Source organism: Paramesorhizobium deserti (genome assembly GCF_001558695.1).
Lineage (GTDB): Bacteria > Pseudomonadota > Alphaproteobacteria > Rhizobiales > Rhizobiaceae > Paramesorhizobium > Paramesorhizobium deserti.
The window spans coordinates 1132039-1147105 of record NZ_LNTU01000001.1 but is presented as its reverse complement, the minus strand read 5'-3'; the positions used below and the strand labels follow the sequence as shown (position 1 = coordinate 1147105).

Sequence of the window (15067 nt, the reverse complement as noted above, 5' to 3'; positions counted from 1 at the left end):
AGCCGGGCCGCTTAGAGGGTGGTAATCACGTCCTCAACGGAACGGGACGAAGGGTTAATGCCAAGGAGATCGTCGATCTCGCTTGCTGGTCGCGGCGGGGATAACAGATATCCCTGCAGATTGTCGCAGCCCATTTCCTCCAGGCATGTCGCCTGCGCGTCGGTCTCCACGCCTTCGGCCGTCGTCTTCAGCGCCGTCGCCCGTGCCAGTTCCACGATCGCCTGAACGATGGCCTCGTCGCCATTCCCCGTTCCAAAGCCTTTTACAAAGCTGCGATCGATCTTGATGCGGTCGACGTCCAGTCTCTGGAGACGGCTGAGCGAGGAGAAGCCCGTGCCGAAATCGTCGATGGCGATGCGGATGCCCATCTCGCGCAGAGCTTTCACATTCTCTTCGCATTGTCCCGAATTGTCGGTCAGCGCGCTTTCGGTCATTTCCAGTTCGAGCCTGCGTGCATCCATGCCGAGAGAGAAGAACAGCTTGGCCACGCGTTTCGCATAGGCAGGGTTGCGCAGCTCGATGGCCGAAACGTTGACCGCGACTGTGATCGGCCATGCCATCGCCCTCGTGCAGGCCTCGCGCAGGACCCGCTCGCCCAGCCTTTCGATAAGCCCGGCTTCCTCCGCGATGGGGATGAATATATCCGGGGCGATCCATCCCTTTTCCGGGTGGCGCCAGCGCAGCAGGGCCTCGGCGCCGGTGATCTTCCTGCCGGCTGCCGAATAGATCGGCTGGTAATGAACTTGAAGCTGATCATCGGCCTGCAAGGCCGCCCGCAAATCCTGCTCGATGCCGCGGCGGGCCTGCAGCATGGTGTCCATCTCCTTGCCGAAAACCGCATAGCGACTACGTCCGGCGCTTTTGGCGTGGTAGAGCGCGATATCGGCCTTCCGCGTCAGTTCCGTCCGCTCCAGCCCGTCGGTCGGCGCAAAGGTCACGCCTATGCTGATGCCGAGGAAGATCTGATTGCCGTAGAGATCGAACGGATGCCGGACCGTGTCGATGATCCGCTCGCAAAGGCCGTTGATATCTTTCCGCGTCACATCGGCGGCGACAATGGCGAACTCGTCGCCGCCGATGCGCGCAACCGTGTCGGTATCGCGCGTCAGCTTCTTCAGCCGGTCGGTGAATTCGCGGATCAGCTCGTCGCCGGCCGGATGTCCGAGCATGTCGGTGACCTGCTTGAACCGGTAAAGATCGAGATAAAGCACCGCCAGCATGTTCTTGCCGCGCTGCAGCCGGTCCAGAGCCTGGTCGAGCCTTGCATTGAACAGCGTTCGGTTCGGCAGCCCGGTCAGCGGATCATGCAGGGCGAGGTGGTGGAGCCTGGCTTCGCTGATCTGCAGTTTGGCGGATCGCCTGTGAAGAATGGCGATGAGGACGGCGATGATGATCAATATGGTGACGAGCAGCGCCGCCAGGATCGGCAGGATCGAAGCAAGAACCGACGAGCCGGGGCGATAGGGCTCCCAGATGAAATAGCCGATCGTCCTGCCCGAGGCGGAATCGAGCGCATAGCTCGCCTCCTGGGCCGCGTGGTCGTCGTTCCATGAAAACCGCAATCCCTCGAACAGATAGTCGCGTGCGAGTTTTTCGATGAAACCGCCGTCGAGGAACCGAACGGCGATGTGCAGATATTCCGACCCCGGCACCTGTTCGATCTTGCCGGTATCGGAAACGATCGGCTTGACGCTGACCAGCGCCGGATGGCCGTCGATCACCGAAAGATCGGCCGCGCCCGGTGTAAGGATCTTTTCGGCGACATCTGTCTTGTCGGAGATGCGAAGCTTCGCCCGCAGGGTTGCCACCAGCGGCGCTGCATTGGGTGCGATCCCTTCATAGGTCGAAGGCGCCACGACGGAATCGCCTGAGAAAGCATAAATGGGCCGATCCTGCGGATCGAGGATATAGGCTCCGTCATGCCCGAAATAGCTGTGCATCCAGGTCCCGAGATTGTTCTCGATCCACTCGGGAGACGCGCGTGACCTGACGGCATTCACCGCATCGTCCCATACGGTCACGCTCTCCTGGTCGTGGGCGATCGCCGTCCTCATCTCAGAGACGACCAGCGCGACAAGCCGCTCCTGCCGGATGATGGAAACCCGGTCGGTCTGTTGGCTGGACCAGACGAGAAGCGCGTAGAACGCAAACCCCGCCGCAATCGCAGCAAGGATGATCGGCAGTCCCGTTTTCAGGAAGAAGCGCCGTGGATTAGGCATGCTCTCTAGGGGTGGCATCCGCAGTTCGTTATTCTGATTATCGAGTGGCTATGGGTGATTGGTTGACGGGATGAACGGATCAAAATCCGCCTGTCCGCGCATCGGCCGGCTCTCCTTCTAGGTAAAAGAAGGAGAAAACATGGCCCGCCAGATATAGCGGGCGCTTCTTTTGCATGTTTGTGATGCCGCGGATCGCCGAATTGCGCTATTTCGCGTCTTGATCAGGCTTGATATTCCAATTGAGATTGCGGTCGGTGTGAGTATCAAGCTTGGTGTGGTTCACTTTAAGACCGAACCGTTATTAGCGCTTCTATTTATGCGAAGTGTCTTCGAGCATGATGCCGAAACTGCGAAGCGGTTTCCGTTTGGACCGTTCCGGAATGGATCCTCGGGTCGAGCCCGAGGATGACGACCGTAGAAAAGAAGGGGGCTAAATGGCGAGCGCTGCGGTTTGACATTAGTGGTTTCACTCTTCCCATCGTCACCCTCGGGCTCGACCCGAGGATCCATTCCGGAACATCGCCACGCCACCAGCGGTCGGACATCAACCCGATTCCATCAAGACAGGAACCGCTCTGAAAACGGTATCACCATAGCAGTTCAGACGTAGCGGTTGGCGATGTTTTCCAGATATTCCTGTCGGCCGGAGCGGGGTTTCGGCTCGATTGCCTCCGCCTCGACGCGCGCGGCGATCTGGTCCAGCGAGCGCTCGCCGGCAAGCATCGCCTTGGCCTCGGCGCTGTTCCAGCCGGCGTAGCGTTCCGCCACGAAATCGGTCAGCGCTTTCTCCTCAAGCATCTTCGCCGCCGCCTTCAGCCCGCGCGCGCAGGTGTCCATCCCGCCGATATGTGCAACGATCAGATCCTCAGGGTCGATCGACTGGCGTCGGAGCTTGGCGTCGAAATTGGTGCCGCCTGTGGTGAAGCCGCCGGCCTTCAGGATTTCATAATAGGCGAGCGCCACCTCAGCCGCATTGTTGGGGAACTGGTCCGTATCCCAGCCCGACTGGTAGTCGTTGCGGTTCATGTCGATCGAGCCGAAGATGCCAAGCGCCGCCGCCGTCGCCAGTTCATGCTCGAAGGAATGCCCGGCCAGGATGGCATGGCCCTGCTCGAGATTGAGCTTCACTTCCTTTTCCAGGCCGAAACGCTTGAGGAAGCCGTAGACGGTCGCCGCGTCATAATCATATTGATGCTTGGTCGGCTCCTGCGGCTTGGGTTCGATCAGGATCGTGCCCTTGAAGCCGATCTTGTGCTTGTAATCGACGACGAGGCTCAGGAAGCGCCCCATCTGGTCGAGTTCGCGCTTCATGTCGGTGTTAAGCAGGGTTTCGTAGCCCTCGCGGCCACCCCACAGCACATAGTTCTCGCCGCCGAGCCTCTGCGTGACGTCGATGCAGGTCTTCACCGTCGCCGCCGCATAGGCGAAGACATCGGGGTCCGGATTGGTCGCCGCCCCCGCCATATAGCGGCGGTTGGAGAAGAGGTTGGCCGTGCCCCAGAGAAGCTTCGTGCCCGTCTTCTCCATTTTGCCGGCGAAATAATCGGCGATTTCGTGCAATCGCTTGGCGCTTTCGGCAAAAGTAGCCCCCTCAGGCCGGACATCGGCATCGTGGAAGCAGAAATAAGGAGAGCCGAGCAATGAGAACATCTCGAAGGCCACATCGGCCTTGAGCTTCGCCGCCTCCATCGTGTCGGCGAACCAGGGGCGCTCGAAAGTCTGCCCGCCGAACGGGTCGCCGCCCGGCCAGACGAAGGAATGCCAGTAGGCGACGGCGAAGCGTAAGTGGTCCTCCAGCCGCTTGCCGAGCACGATCTCGTCGGGGTTGTAGAAACGATAGGCCAGCGGGTTCGTGCTCTCCGGCCCTTCATATTTGATTTTGCCGATGTCGCCGAAAAAACCGGTGCTCATGCTGATGCTCCTCCTGTAGCTGTTGGAATGATGGCCCGCCTGTTGGTTCCTCTATGCCGCGCTGGTCTGCGAGAGCCCGCGTGTCTCGCCGCCGGAAAAGACCTCCGCATCGAGACGCAGGAGCGATGTCATCGCGCAGCCCTGCAGGATCAGCGGATGTTCCTCGGGATAGCAGCGTATGTTGAGTTCCTGCGCCCCGTCCCAGCCGGCGGTGCCCGAAATGGCGTTGCGGATTTCCGGCTCGATCAGGTCGAAGACCTTGGCGCCCGGCCCGACAAAGGCGATCGGCACAGGATCGATCAGCGAGAACAGATTGTTGAGGCCGAAGCCGATGGCGCGGCCGGCAGTGTGGAACGCTTCGCGCTCGACACCCGCCGCCTCCCGGGCGCGTTCTGCAAGCTCGGCAAAGACGGTGGCGTCGATGCTGAAGGCTGGTGCGGCGGTATCCGGCATGCCCATGGCGTTGCGCCAGATGGCGTAATCCCCGGCATAGGCCTCGATGCAGCCCCGCCGGCCGCAGCGGCAGAGCGCCCCATAGGGTATATGCGCCATATGGCCGAATTCCGCCGCCGATGAATGAGACCCGGAAAAGGGTTGTCCCTTCAGGTAAAGGCCCATGCCGATGCCGTAGGACAAGAGGATAGCGGCGAAATCGCCGCCGTAATGCCCAGGGTCTGTCCAGCGCAACGCCTCGGCAAGCATGGTGCAGTCATTGGCGAGCGAGACCGGTACGTCGAACGCGTCCGTCAGCGCCGGGCCGAAGGCGATGTTCCTTTCGCGTATGATCGGCGCCCACAGCATTTTCTCGCCGGCGGCGTCGGTGACGCCCTGAACGGACATGGAGATATCCATCAGCTTGCCGCCGCTGCCGGCCGAGGACTGGAGTTGCCGGCGCAGCATTGCGCCGATCTCGGCTACCAGCTCGCCACCGGTCGCCGGCCAGGTCTGAAGTTCGGTAGTCTGTTCGGCGATGATGCCGCCGGCATAATCGACGAGCGCCACGGTGATGCTGTTGAGCGAAAGATTGACGACGCCGACCTTCGCGATATCGGGATTGGGCGTCAGGGTGACCTGCGGCCGGCCGCGCCTTGCCGCGCCGACATCCCCGTCACGGCTCTCCAGAAGCACGCCTTCGGAGACGAGCGCCGCCGCGATGGCCGAGACGGTGGAGGCGCTCAGGCCCGTCATTGTCGTCAGATCGGTGCGGGAAAGCGCGCCTCTTCGCCTCAGGGCGGTGAGAACCAGTTTTCGGTTCTGTCGGCGCACGTCGTCCGAGCGTGCGATCGCTCCAGCCAAGGCGTTTCTCCTCCCTCATTCTCGTTGCGTCGCAAAATTTCTATTGCATCGCAATAACTTAGGCTCTCCACTTTCGATGTTGACATGGAAAGGAATTTTAGTCACTATTTTTTTCGAGCCTCGAAATAAAAGGCCGACCTGCCAACGGAGGGGCAGGTAATGATCGTCCGAGATCATATTTTTAAGTGCCGAGTGCACTGGGGAGGAATGTCATGAAGAAGTACGCAGCAGCTCTCGCGGGCGCAGTCTTTGCCGTGTCTTTCGCGGGGCCCGTTTTCGCCAAGGACAAGGTCGTCGGCGTCTCCTGGTCGAATTTCCAGGAGGAGCGCTGGAAGACGGACGAGGCGGCGATCAAGGCCGCGCTCGAGGCCAATGGCGACAAATATATCTCCGCCGACGCACAGTCCTCGGCGGCAAAGCAGTTGACGGATGTCGAGAGCCTCATTTCGCAAGGGGCCAACGCGCTGATCATCCTGGCGCAGGATTCCGACGCTATCGGCCCCGCCGTGCAGAAAGCAGTCGACGAGGGCATTCCCGTCATCGGCTATGACCGCCTGATCGAAAATCCGGATGCCTTCTACATCACCTTCGACAACAAGGAAGTCGGCCGCATGCAGGCGCGTGCCGTCTTCGAGGTCCAGCCCGAGGGCAACTACGCCTTCATCAAGGGCAATGCCGCCGATCCCAATGCCGATTTCCTGTTTGCCGGGCAGATGGAAGTCCTGAAGGAGGCGATCGACGCCGGCAAGATCAAGAATGTCGGTGAGGCCTATACCGATGGCTGGCTGCCCGCCAATGCGCAGAAGAACATGGAGCAGATCCTGACCGCCAACAACAACGAGGTGGATGCGGTCGTGGCCTCCAATGACGGCACGGCCGGCGGCGCGATCGCCGCGCTTTCGGCGCAGGGGCTTGCCGGTTCCGTGCCGGTCTCCGGCCAGGACGCGGATTTCGCTGCGCTCAACCGCATCGCGCTCGGCACGCAGACCGTCTCCGTCTGGAAGGACAGCCGCGAACTCGGGAAGAATGCCGCGAATATCGCTTCGCAGCTTGCCGACGGCAAGAAGATGGAAGAGATCGAAGGCGTAGAGAAATTCAGCGGCGGCCCGCGGGGCGTCGAGATGAATTCCATCTTCCTCAAGCCCGTGCCGATCACCAAGGACAATCTCAACGTCGTCATCGACGCCGGCTGGGTAACGAAGGACGTCGTCTGCCAGGGCGTCGCGTCCGGCAGCGTAGCTGCCTGCAACTAAAGGACGGCAAGCGCCGCGGTATTGAAAGCCGCGGCGCCTGCCCCGAATTGTCCGCAGCCCGTGGGAGGGGCAGCATGAGCGATATTGCGAGCACTGGGTCCAACTCGACCGACGGGGCTCGAGCGGCTGAACTTGGCATCATCGCGCGGTTCTTCAAGGCGACGGAGCTCGATACCCGTCTCCTGGGCATGATCCTCGCCATGCTGATCATCTGGATCGTCTTTCATGTCCTCTCCGGCGGGCTGTTCCTGACGCCGCGCAATCTGTGGAACCTGTCGGTGCAGACGGCGTCCATCGCCGTCATGGCCACCGGCATGGTGCTGGTCATCGTCACCCGCAATATCGACCTCTCCGTCGGCTCCATTCTCGGTTTCGTCGGCATGATCATGGGCGTGACGCAGGCCGAACTGTTGCCGCAGGTGCTGGGCTTCGGCAATCCGGCCACGTGGATCGTCACCCTCGCCTTCGGCATCCTCGTCGGCGCGGCGATCGGCGGCCTGCAGGGCTTCATCATCGCCTTTCTCGGCGTTCCATCCTTCATCGTGACGCTCGGCGGATTACTCGTCTGGCGCGGTGCCGCCTGGTGGGTCACGTCGGGGCGCACCGTCGCGCCGATGGACGCCACCTTCCGCCTGATGGGCGGCGGGCCCAGCGGGTCGATCGGCGCGACGTGGAGCTGGGTCGTTGCCGCCGTCGCCTGTCTCGGCATCATCGCCTACATCGTCAATGCGCGACGGCAGCGCAAGCGTTTCAACTTCCCCCGCCGCCCGATATGGGCCGAGGTCCTGCTGGCGGCGGTCGGTAGCGCCCTGGTGCTTGGCGCCGTGGCGATCGCCAATTCCTATCCCTGGCCGTCGGGCATCGTCAGGAGATATGCCGAGGAGCACGATATCACCGTTCCCGAAGGCGGCCTCTTCATCGCGCATGGCATTGCCATTCCCGTGCTGATCGCCGTCGCTGTCGGCATCGTGATGACATTCCTGACCACGCGCACGCGGTTCGGCCGCTATGTTTTCGCGCTTGGCGGCAATCCGGAAGCGGCGGAGCTGGCCGGCATCAACACCAAATGGGTGATCACCAAGATCTTCATGCTGATGGGCGTTCTCTGCGCCATTTCGGCGGCGATCTCGACCGCCCGCCTCAACGCCGCCACCAATGCGCAGGGCACGCTCGACGAGTTGCTCACCATTGCCGCCGCCGTTATCGGCGGCACCTCGCTCGGCGGCGGCATCGGCACGATCGCCGGGGCCATGCTCGGTGCTGTGATGATGCAGTCGCTCTCATCGGGCATGGTGCTGCTCGGCCTTGATACGCCCTTGCAGAATATCGTGGTCGGTGTCGTGTTGGTGATCGCCGTGTGGCTTGATACGCTCTATCGCCGCCGCATATCGTAGGCTTGGAGGAGACCATGAGCACCACGCCTCTCGTGGAGATGGAAAATATCTCGATCGCCTTCGGCGGCGTCCACGCCGTCGACGATGCCTCCGCCGATCTGCATGCGGGCGAAGTGGTCGCGCTTCTCGGCCACAACGGCGCCGGCAAGTCGACGCTGATCAAGATCCTTTCCGGCGCCTACAAGCGCGACAGCGGAACGATCCGGATCAGTGGCGACGAGGCCGTCATCAACAATCCGCGCGATGCCAAGGCCTATGGCATCGAGACCATCTACCAGACGCTGGCGCTCGCCGATAACGTGGACACGGCCGCCAATCTCTATCTCGGTCGCGAGATCATGACCCCATGGGGCACGCTTGACGATGTGGCGATGGAGGCCAAGGCGCGCGAGGTGATGGGCCGGCTCAATCCCCGTTTCCAGCGCTTCAAGGACCCGGTGAAGGCGCTCTCCGGTGGCCAGCGCCAATCGGTGGCGATCGCCCGCGCCATCCTGTTCAACGCCCGCATCCTGATCATGGACGAGCCGACGGCGGCGCTCGGGCCGCAGGAAACGGCGCAGGTTGGTGAACTGATCCAGCAATTGAAGAGCGAAGGCATCGGTATCTTCCTCATCAGCCACGACATCCATGACGTCTTCCATCTCGCCGACCGCGTGATCGTCATGAAGAACGGTCGCGTCGTCGGCGCCGCGCGGGTCGGTGATGTAACGGAGGACGAGGTGCTGGGCATGATCATCCTGGGCAAGTGCCCGCCAGGCGCGGTCCCCGGGCCGGGCGCGATGAGTGGGACGGGTGGCGTCTGAAAATGGAACTATTGTGCACCATCCCCCTCTGTCCCGCCAACGATTTCCAATTAAAATGAAGTGAAGGCGAACTCAGCCCACGCTTTGCAGACGATCGAGGAGAGAAAACCATGAAGACAATCAAGGGACCGGCTATTTTCCTGGCGCAGTTCGCAGGGGATGCCGCACCTTTCAATTCATTCGATTCCATCTGCAAATGGGCTGCCTCGCTCGGCTACAAGGGCGTGCAGATCCCCTCGTGGGATGCGCGCCTTTTCGACCTGGTGAAGGCTTCGGATTCCAAGGACTATTGCGACGAGATCAAGGGTGTGGCGGCAAGCCACGGCCTGGAGATCACCGAACTCTCCACGCATCTGCAGGGACAGCTCGTCGCCGTCCATCCGGCCTATGACATTGCTTTCGACGGCTTTGCCGCGCCCGAGGTCAGGGGCAATCCGCAGGCTCGCACCGAATGGGCGATCGATCAGGTCAAGCGTGCCATCCGCGCATCGAAGCATTTCGGGCTCAACGCCCACGCCACCTTCTCCGGCGCGCTGGCATGGCCCTATGTCTATCCCTGGCCGCAGCGCCCCGCCGGTCTGGTCGAGACCGCCTTCGACGAGCTGGCGCGGCGCTGGCATCCCATCCTCGACTATGCCGAGGAGCACGGCGTCGATATCTGCTACGAGATTCATCCCGGCGAGGACCTGCATGACGGCATTTCCTACGAGATGTTCCTCGATCGCGTGAAGAACCACGCTCGGGCGAACCTGCTCTACGATCCCTCGCATTTCGTGCTGCAGCAGCTCGATTATCTCGATTATATCGACATCTATCACGAGCGCATCAAAGCCTTCCATGTGAAGGATGCCGAGTTCAACCCGACCGGCCGCCAGGGTGTCTATGGCGGGTTTCAGAACTGGGTGAACCGTGCCGGGCGCTTCCGTTCGCTGGGCGACGGCCAGGTCGATTTCGGGTCGATCTTCTCCAAGCTCACCGCTTACGATTATGACAGCTGGGCCGTGCTCGAATGGGAGTGCGCCTTGAAGCATCCCGAGGATGGCGCGCGCGAAGGGGCCGAGTTCATCAAGGCGCACATCATCCGCGTCACCGAACATGCATTCGACGATTTCGCCGGCGCGGGCACCGATGACGTCGCCAACCGCAAGATGCTCGGCCTGAAATAAAAAGGACTTGGTACATGACGATTGAAGCAAGCAGGCAGGAACAGGGCGCGGACCGCATTCGCTTAGGCATGGTCGGCGGCGGCCAGGGCGCCTTCATCGGCGCGGTGCACCGCATCGCCTCGCGCATCGACGACCAGTACGAGCTGGTGGCCGGCGCCCTTTCCTCCGACCCGGAACGGGCGCGGGCATCCGCCCGCGAGCTCGGCATCGCGCCCGACCGCGCCTATGGCTCCTTCGAGGAGATGGCGAAGGCGGAAGCCGCCCGGCCCGATGGCATCGAGGCGGTCGCCATCGTCACGCCCAACCATATGCATGCGCCGGCGGCGAAGGCATTCCTCGAGGCGGGCATCCACGTCATCTGCGACAAGCCGCTGACGCTCAATGTTGCGGAAGCGAAGGAACTCGTCGATCTCGTCGACAAGACCGGCAAGGTCTTCGCCGTCACGCATAACTACACGGGCTATCCCATGATCCGCCAGGCTCGCGCCATGGTCGAGAAGGGCGAGCTGGGCGAGATTCGCCTGGTCCAGGCCGAATATCCGCAGGACTGGCTGACCGAGCGGGCCGAGGCTTCCGGCAGCAAGCAGGCGGAATGGCGCACCGATCCGAAGCGTTCCGGCGCCGGCGGCTGCATCGGCGATATCGGCACGCATGCCTATAATCTCGCCTGTTTCGTCAGCGGGCTGGAGCTCGATGAACTGCTGGCGCAGCTCACCACCTTCGTCGAGGGCCGGCAGCTCGATGACGATGTGCAGATTCTCTTGCGCTGGAAGGGTGGCGCCAAGGGCATGCTTTGGGCGAGCCAGGTCGCGGTCGGCAATGAGAACGGCCTGAAGCTGCGCGTCTATGGCACCAAGGGTGGGCTCGAATGGACGCAGGCCGACCCGAACTATCTCTGGTTCACCCGTTTCGGCGAGCCGAAGCAACTGCTTACACGCGGGGGCGCGGGTGCCTGGCCGGAAGCCGCGCGGGTCACCCGTGTTCCGGCCGGGCATCCGGAAGGCTACCTTGAGGGTTTCGCCAATATCTACGCGGAAGCCGCCCTTGCCATTCAGGCGGCCCGCAAAGGCGAGAAGCCGGGCAAGGATGTGATCTTCCCGACGGTAAGGGACGGGCTTGTCGGCATGCAGTTCATCGAAGCCGCCGTTGCCTCTTCCAAGGCCGGCAACCAATGGACCAAGGTCGGATGAGCAAAGCTCCTTCCCCCGCGCCGGCGGAACCCGCCGGCAATATCCTGCTCGAGGCGACAAGCATCTCGAAATCCTTCGGGCCCGTCGAGGTGCTGCGGGATATCGGCCTTCAGTTGAAGCGGGGGGAGGTGCACGCCATCATCGGCGAGAACGGGGCCGGCAAGTCGACCCTGATGAAGATCCTGTCCGGCCATCTCGCGCCCTCAAAGGGCACGTTGCGGGTGAATGGGGAAAAGATCACCTTCACCGGCCCGGTCGATGCGGAAGAGCGCGGCATCGTTCTCGTCCATCAGGAGATCCTGCTCGCGCCCGACCTGACGGTCGCGCAGAACATCTATCTCGGGCGCGAGCTGCGCAAGGGCCTGGTGCTCGACGAGCGGGCCATGGCGGAAGGCGCGCACCGCGCGGTTCTCGACCTCGGCGCCGATATCGATCCGGGAACGGTGGTCCACCGCCTGTCGATCGCCCAGCGCCAGCTCGTCCAGATCGCCCGTGCCTTGCTTGTCCCGCACCAGATCGTCATCTTCGACGAGCCGACGGCCTCGCTCACCCCGGTCGAGACCAAGGCGCTCCTCAAGGTGATCGATGCGATCAAGGGAAAGGACGCGGCGATCCTCTATATTTCCCACCGGCTGCCCGAGGTGAAGACCATCGCCGACCGCATCACGGTTCTGCGTGACGGGCAACTGGTCGGCACCTATGAGGCGGCCGACCTCGAACCGGTGGACATGGCCCGCCTGATGGTCGGCCGCGACGTGTCGAAGCTCTATCCAGATCGCGCTGAAGTGAAGGCCGGCGAAACCGTTCTCGAAATCGAGAATATGAGCGTGCCGGGTTTCGTCAGAAATGCGAGTTTTTCGTTGAAGCGCGGCGAGATTCTCGGCTTTGCCGGGCTGATTGGCGCCGGCAGGACGGAGCTGCTGGAAGGTATCCTCGGGCTTCGTCCGGCCCATGGCACCGTTCGCCAGAACGGCAGCCCGGTACATTTCCGGAATGTCAACGAGAGCATGAAGGCAGGCATCGTCTATTTGAGCGAAGACCGCAAAGGCAAGGGCCTGCTGCTTGCGCAAAATCTGAAGATCAATCTCACCCTGGCCGGGCTCGACCGGTTCGTGCGCGGCCTGCTGATCGACCGCAAACGCGAGGATGAGGCGCTCGACCGGGCGGTCCGGGATTTCGATATCCGCACGCGCAGCCGCGATCTTCTCGCCGGCCAGCTTTCCGGCGGCAACCAGCAGAAGCTGCTGCTCGCCAAGATGATGCTGCTCGGCCCCGAGATCGTCGTGATCGACGAGCCGACGCGCGGCATCGATATAGGCACCAAGGAGCAGATCTATAAATTCATCAACGGCCTTGCAGCCGAGGGAAAGGCCGTTATCGTCATTTCGTCGGAAATGCCGGAGCTGATCGGCATTTGCGACCGCATCATCGTCATGCGGAATGGGGAGATCGCCGGGGAGGTTACGGGCGAGCACATGACGGAAGCTGAAATCGTCGTGCTCGCCACCGGCGCAACAATGAGGGAGGCCGCCCTGGTGGCGGAAAGTGCATGAGCAATACCACGGCAGCACAGACCGCCAGGCGATCCCTGGGCGACATCGATCTGCGGGCCGTCGCGCCTTTCGTTGCGCTGGCGGTGCTGTTCGCGTTCGGCGCCATGGTCAATCCGAATTTCGTCGGGATCGACAATCTGCTCAATGTCGTCACCCGCAGCGCCTTCATCGCCATCATCGCGGTGGGCGCGACATTCGTTATTTCGGCGGGCGGGCTCGATCTTTCCGTGGGCTCCATGTCGGCCTTCGTCGCCGGCACGATGATCCTCTTCCTCAACACCGGCTTGATCGCAAGCGATGTCGGGATGATCGCCGCCGCCATGCTGCTCGCCCTCGCAGTCGGCGCGCTGTGCGGGCTCGCCAACGGGCTGATAACCACATTGGGCCGGATAGAGCCGTTCATCGTGACGCTCGGCACGATGGGCATCTTCCGCGCGCTGACGATCTATCTGGCGGAGGGCGGGTCCATCGCCATCAAATCGCAGGAGCTGCGCGCCGCCTATCGCCCGGTTTATTTCAGCAATCTGCTCGGGGTGCCGATCCCCGTCATCGTCATCCTGGTGGTGGCGGTCGTTGGCGCCTTCATCTTCTACCGGACCCGCTTCGGCCGCCATGTCACGGCCGTCGGTTCCAACGAGGAGGTGGCGCGCTATTCCGGCATTTCGGTCAACCGGGTTCGCACATTGACCTATGTCATCCAGGGCCTCTGTGTGGCCACTGCCGTGCTCGTCTACGTGCCGAGGCTCGGCGCCGCCACGCCGACGACGGGACTGTTGTGGGAATTGCAGGCGATCACGGCCGTGGTCATCGGCGGCACCGCCCTGCGCGGTGGCGTCGGGCGTATATGGGGCACGATCTGCGGCGCGCTGATATTGGAGATGGTCGGCAACATCATGGTGCTTTCCGATCTCGTCAGCGAATATCTCATCGGCGCTGTTCAGGGGGCGATCATCATCATCGCCATGCTGATCCAGCGCTCGCTCGGGCGACGGTGAGTTCGAGTGCGGTCGTTGGATTGACGACCGCCGTGGAGGAGAGGCGGCAAAGGGGCCGGCCGCCATTCGTCAGAGAGGCCCTTGTTGAAAGCCGCATGATCTATCGAAAAATTTCGATTTTCAGGATCATGCTCTAGGGAGAGAGAGATGAGAAACATTTTGATGGGTTTGGCGGCCTTCGCGCTTGCGTCGGTTGCCATGGGGGCGCAGGCGCAGGACAAGCAAGTCAACATCGCCGTTTCCATTCCGGCCGCCGACCATGGCTGGACCGGCGGCGTGGTCTATCATGCCGAACGGGCGAAGAAGACGCTGGAAGCCCGCTATCCCGGGCTGAAGATCACGGTGAAGACCTCGCCGGATGGCGCCAGCCAGGCCAATGCGCTGGAGGATCTGACGGCACAGGGCATTGATGCGCTCGTCACCCTGCCGCACAATTCCGACGAGCTGACCGACCCGATCCGGCAGGTGAAGGAAAAGGGCATCTTCGTCACTGTCGTCGACCGGGCATTGTCCGACCAGACGATCCAGGACCTCTATGTCGCCGGCAACAACCCCGAGCTCGGCCGCGTCGCCGGCGAGTACATCAAGAAGGAGCTTGGCGGCAAGGGTGACGTCGTCGTCATCCGCGGCCTGCCGATCGTTATCGACGAGGAACGCCAGAAGGGCTTCGACGAGGCGATCCAGGGAAGCGACATCAATGTGCTCGATCGCCAGTTCGGCAACTGGTCGCGCGATGATGCCTTCAAGGTGATGCAGGACTATCTCGCCAAATACAAGAAGATCGACGCCGTCTGGTGCCAGGATGACGACATGGCCGTCGGCGTTCTCGAAGCCATCCAGCAGGCGAACCGTAGCGACATCAAATTCGTCGTCGGCGGCGCCGGCATGAAGGATATGATCAAGCGGGTCGCCGACGGCGACAGCATGATCCCGGTCGACGTGCTCTATCCGCCGGCAATGATCGCCACGGCCATGGAGCTGACGGCCGGCAACTTCCACGACCAGGTGCCGGTGCGCGGCAATTACATCCTCGATGCCACCCTGATCACCAAGGACAACGCCAACGAATTCTATTTCCCGGATTCGCCCTTCTGATCTGATCGCCCGAGAAACACAGAAACGCGGGATTTCCAATCCCGCGTTTTTCGTTGAGCCATCCGCATCGCTGGCAATATGCGGCAAATTGTCGTATCCTTATTCCACCTGCAGATTTCGGTCCCGTGGCTCCGGTTTCTCGCTTGGTGCCATTGGCGACCTTTTCCGCTCCGCTCAGAGCGAAATCGGGAG

11 protein-coding genes are annotated in these 15067 nt (G+C 62.1%); 8 read left to right on the top strand and 3 right to left on the bottom strand.

The features are described 5' to 3' along the window. Positions 1-11: 11 nt before the first annotated feature. From ATN84_RS05415 to ATN84_RS05405, 3 genes are all read right to left on the bottom strand, one after another. Complete coding sequence (locus ATN84_RS05415; protein ID WP_201026313.1) at positions 12-2219, bottom strand: putative bifunctional diguanylate cyclase/phosphodiesterase; 2208 nt, start codon at positions 2217-2219, stop codon at positions 12-14. Positions 2220-2819: 600 nt separating this feature from the next. Next, positions 2820-4130 (bottom strand): xylose isomerase, encoded by a 1311-nt coding sequence (gene xylA, locus ATN84_RS05410; protein ID WP_068880500.1) that lies wholly within the window; start codon positions 4128-4130, stop codon positions 2820-2822. Between the two features lie 51 nt (positions 4131-4181). Next, complete coding sequence (locus ATN84_RS05405) at positions 4182-5426, bottom strand: ROK family transcriptional regulator (RefSeq protein ID WP_244490979.1); 1245 nt, start codon at positions 5424-5426, stop codon at positions 4182-4184. A 212-nt stretch (positions 5427-5638) separates the two neighbouring features. On the opposite strand from ATN84_RS05405, the gene xylF reads away from it, so the two are divergent. The 8 genes from xylF (at position 5639) to ATN84_RS05365 (ending at position 14875) form a co-directional block, all read left to right on the top strand. Continuing rightward, positions 5639-6679 (top strand): D-xylose ABC transporter substrate-binding protein, encoded by a 1041-nt coding sequence (xylF, locus tag ATN84_RS05400; protein WP_082766097.1) that lies wholly within the window; start codon positions 5639-5641, stop codon positions 6677-6679. A 74-nt stretch (positions 6680-6753) separates the two neighbouring features. Next, a complete protein-coding gene (locus ATN84_RS05395; RefSeq protein ID WP_068880498.1) occupies positions 6754-8073 on the top strand; it encodes a sugar ABC transporter permease in 1320 nt (439 codons plus the stop codon). 14 nt (positions 8074-8087) lie between these two features. Further along, positions 8088-8876 carry an ATP-binding cassette domain-containing protein gene (locus ATN84_RS05390; RefSeq protein ID WP_068880496.1) on the top strand — a complete coding sequence of 263 codons (789 nt, stop codon included), beginning with the start codon at positions 8088-8090 and terminating at the stop codon, positions 8874-8876. Between the two features lie 110 nt (positions 8877-8986). Then, a complete protein-coding gene (locus ATN84_RS05385; RefSeq protein ID WP_068880494.1) occupies positions 8987-10042 on the top strand; it encodes a sugar phosphate isomerase/epimerase family protein in 1056 nt (351 codons plus the stop codon). Positions 10043-10056: 14 nt separating this feature from the next. Then, on the top strand, positions 10057-11232 hold the full coding sequence (locus ATN84_RS05380) for a Gfo/Idh/MocA family protein (protein WP_068880492.1): 1176 nt from the start codon (positions 10057-10059) through the stop codon (positions 11230-11232). Further along, positions 11229-12785, top strand: coding sequence for a sugar ABC transporter ATP-binding protein (locus ATN84_RS05375; RefSeq protein WP_068880490.1), 1557 nt, complete (start codon positions 11229-11231; stop codon positions 12783-12785). Before ATN84_RS05380 ends, ATN84_RS05375 begins: the two co-directional genes overlap by 4 nt. Then, positions 12782-13780 carry an ABC transporter permease gene (locus ATN84_RS05370; protein ID WP_068880489.1) on the top strand — a complete coding sequence of 333 codons (999 nt, stop codon included), beginning with the start codon at positions 12782-12784 and terminating at the stop codon, positions 13778-13780. Before ATN84_RS05375 ends, ATN84_RS05370 begins: the two co-directional genes overlap by 4 nt. 147 nt (positions 13781-13927) lie before the next feature. Further along, on the top strand, positions 13928-14875 hold the full coding sequence (locus tag ATN84_RS05365; RefSeq protein ID WP_068880487.1) for an ABC transporter substrate-binding protein: 948 nt from the start codon (positions 13928-13930) through the stop codon (positions 14873-14875). Positions 14876-15067 lie beyond the last annotated feature (192 nt).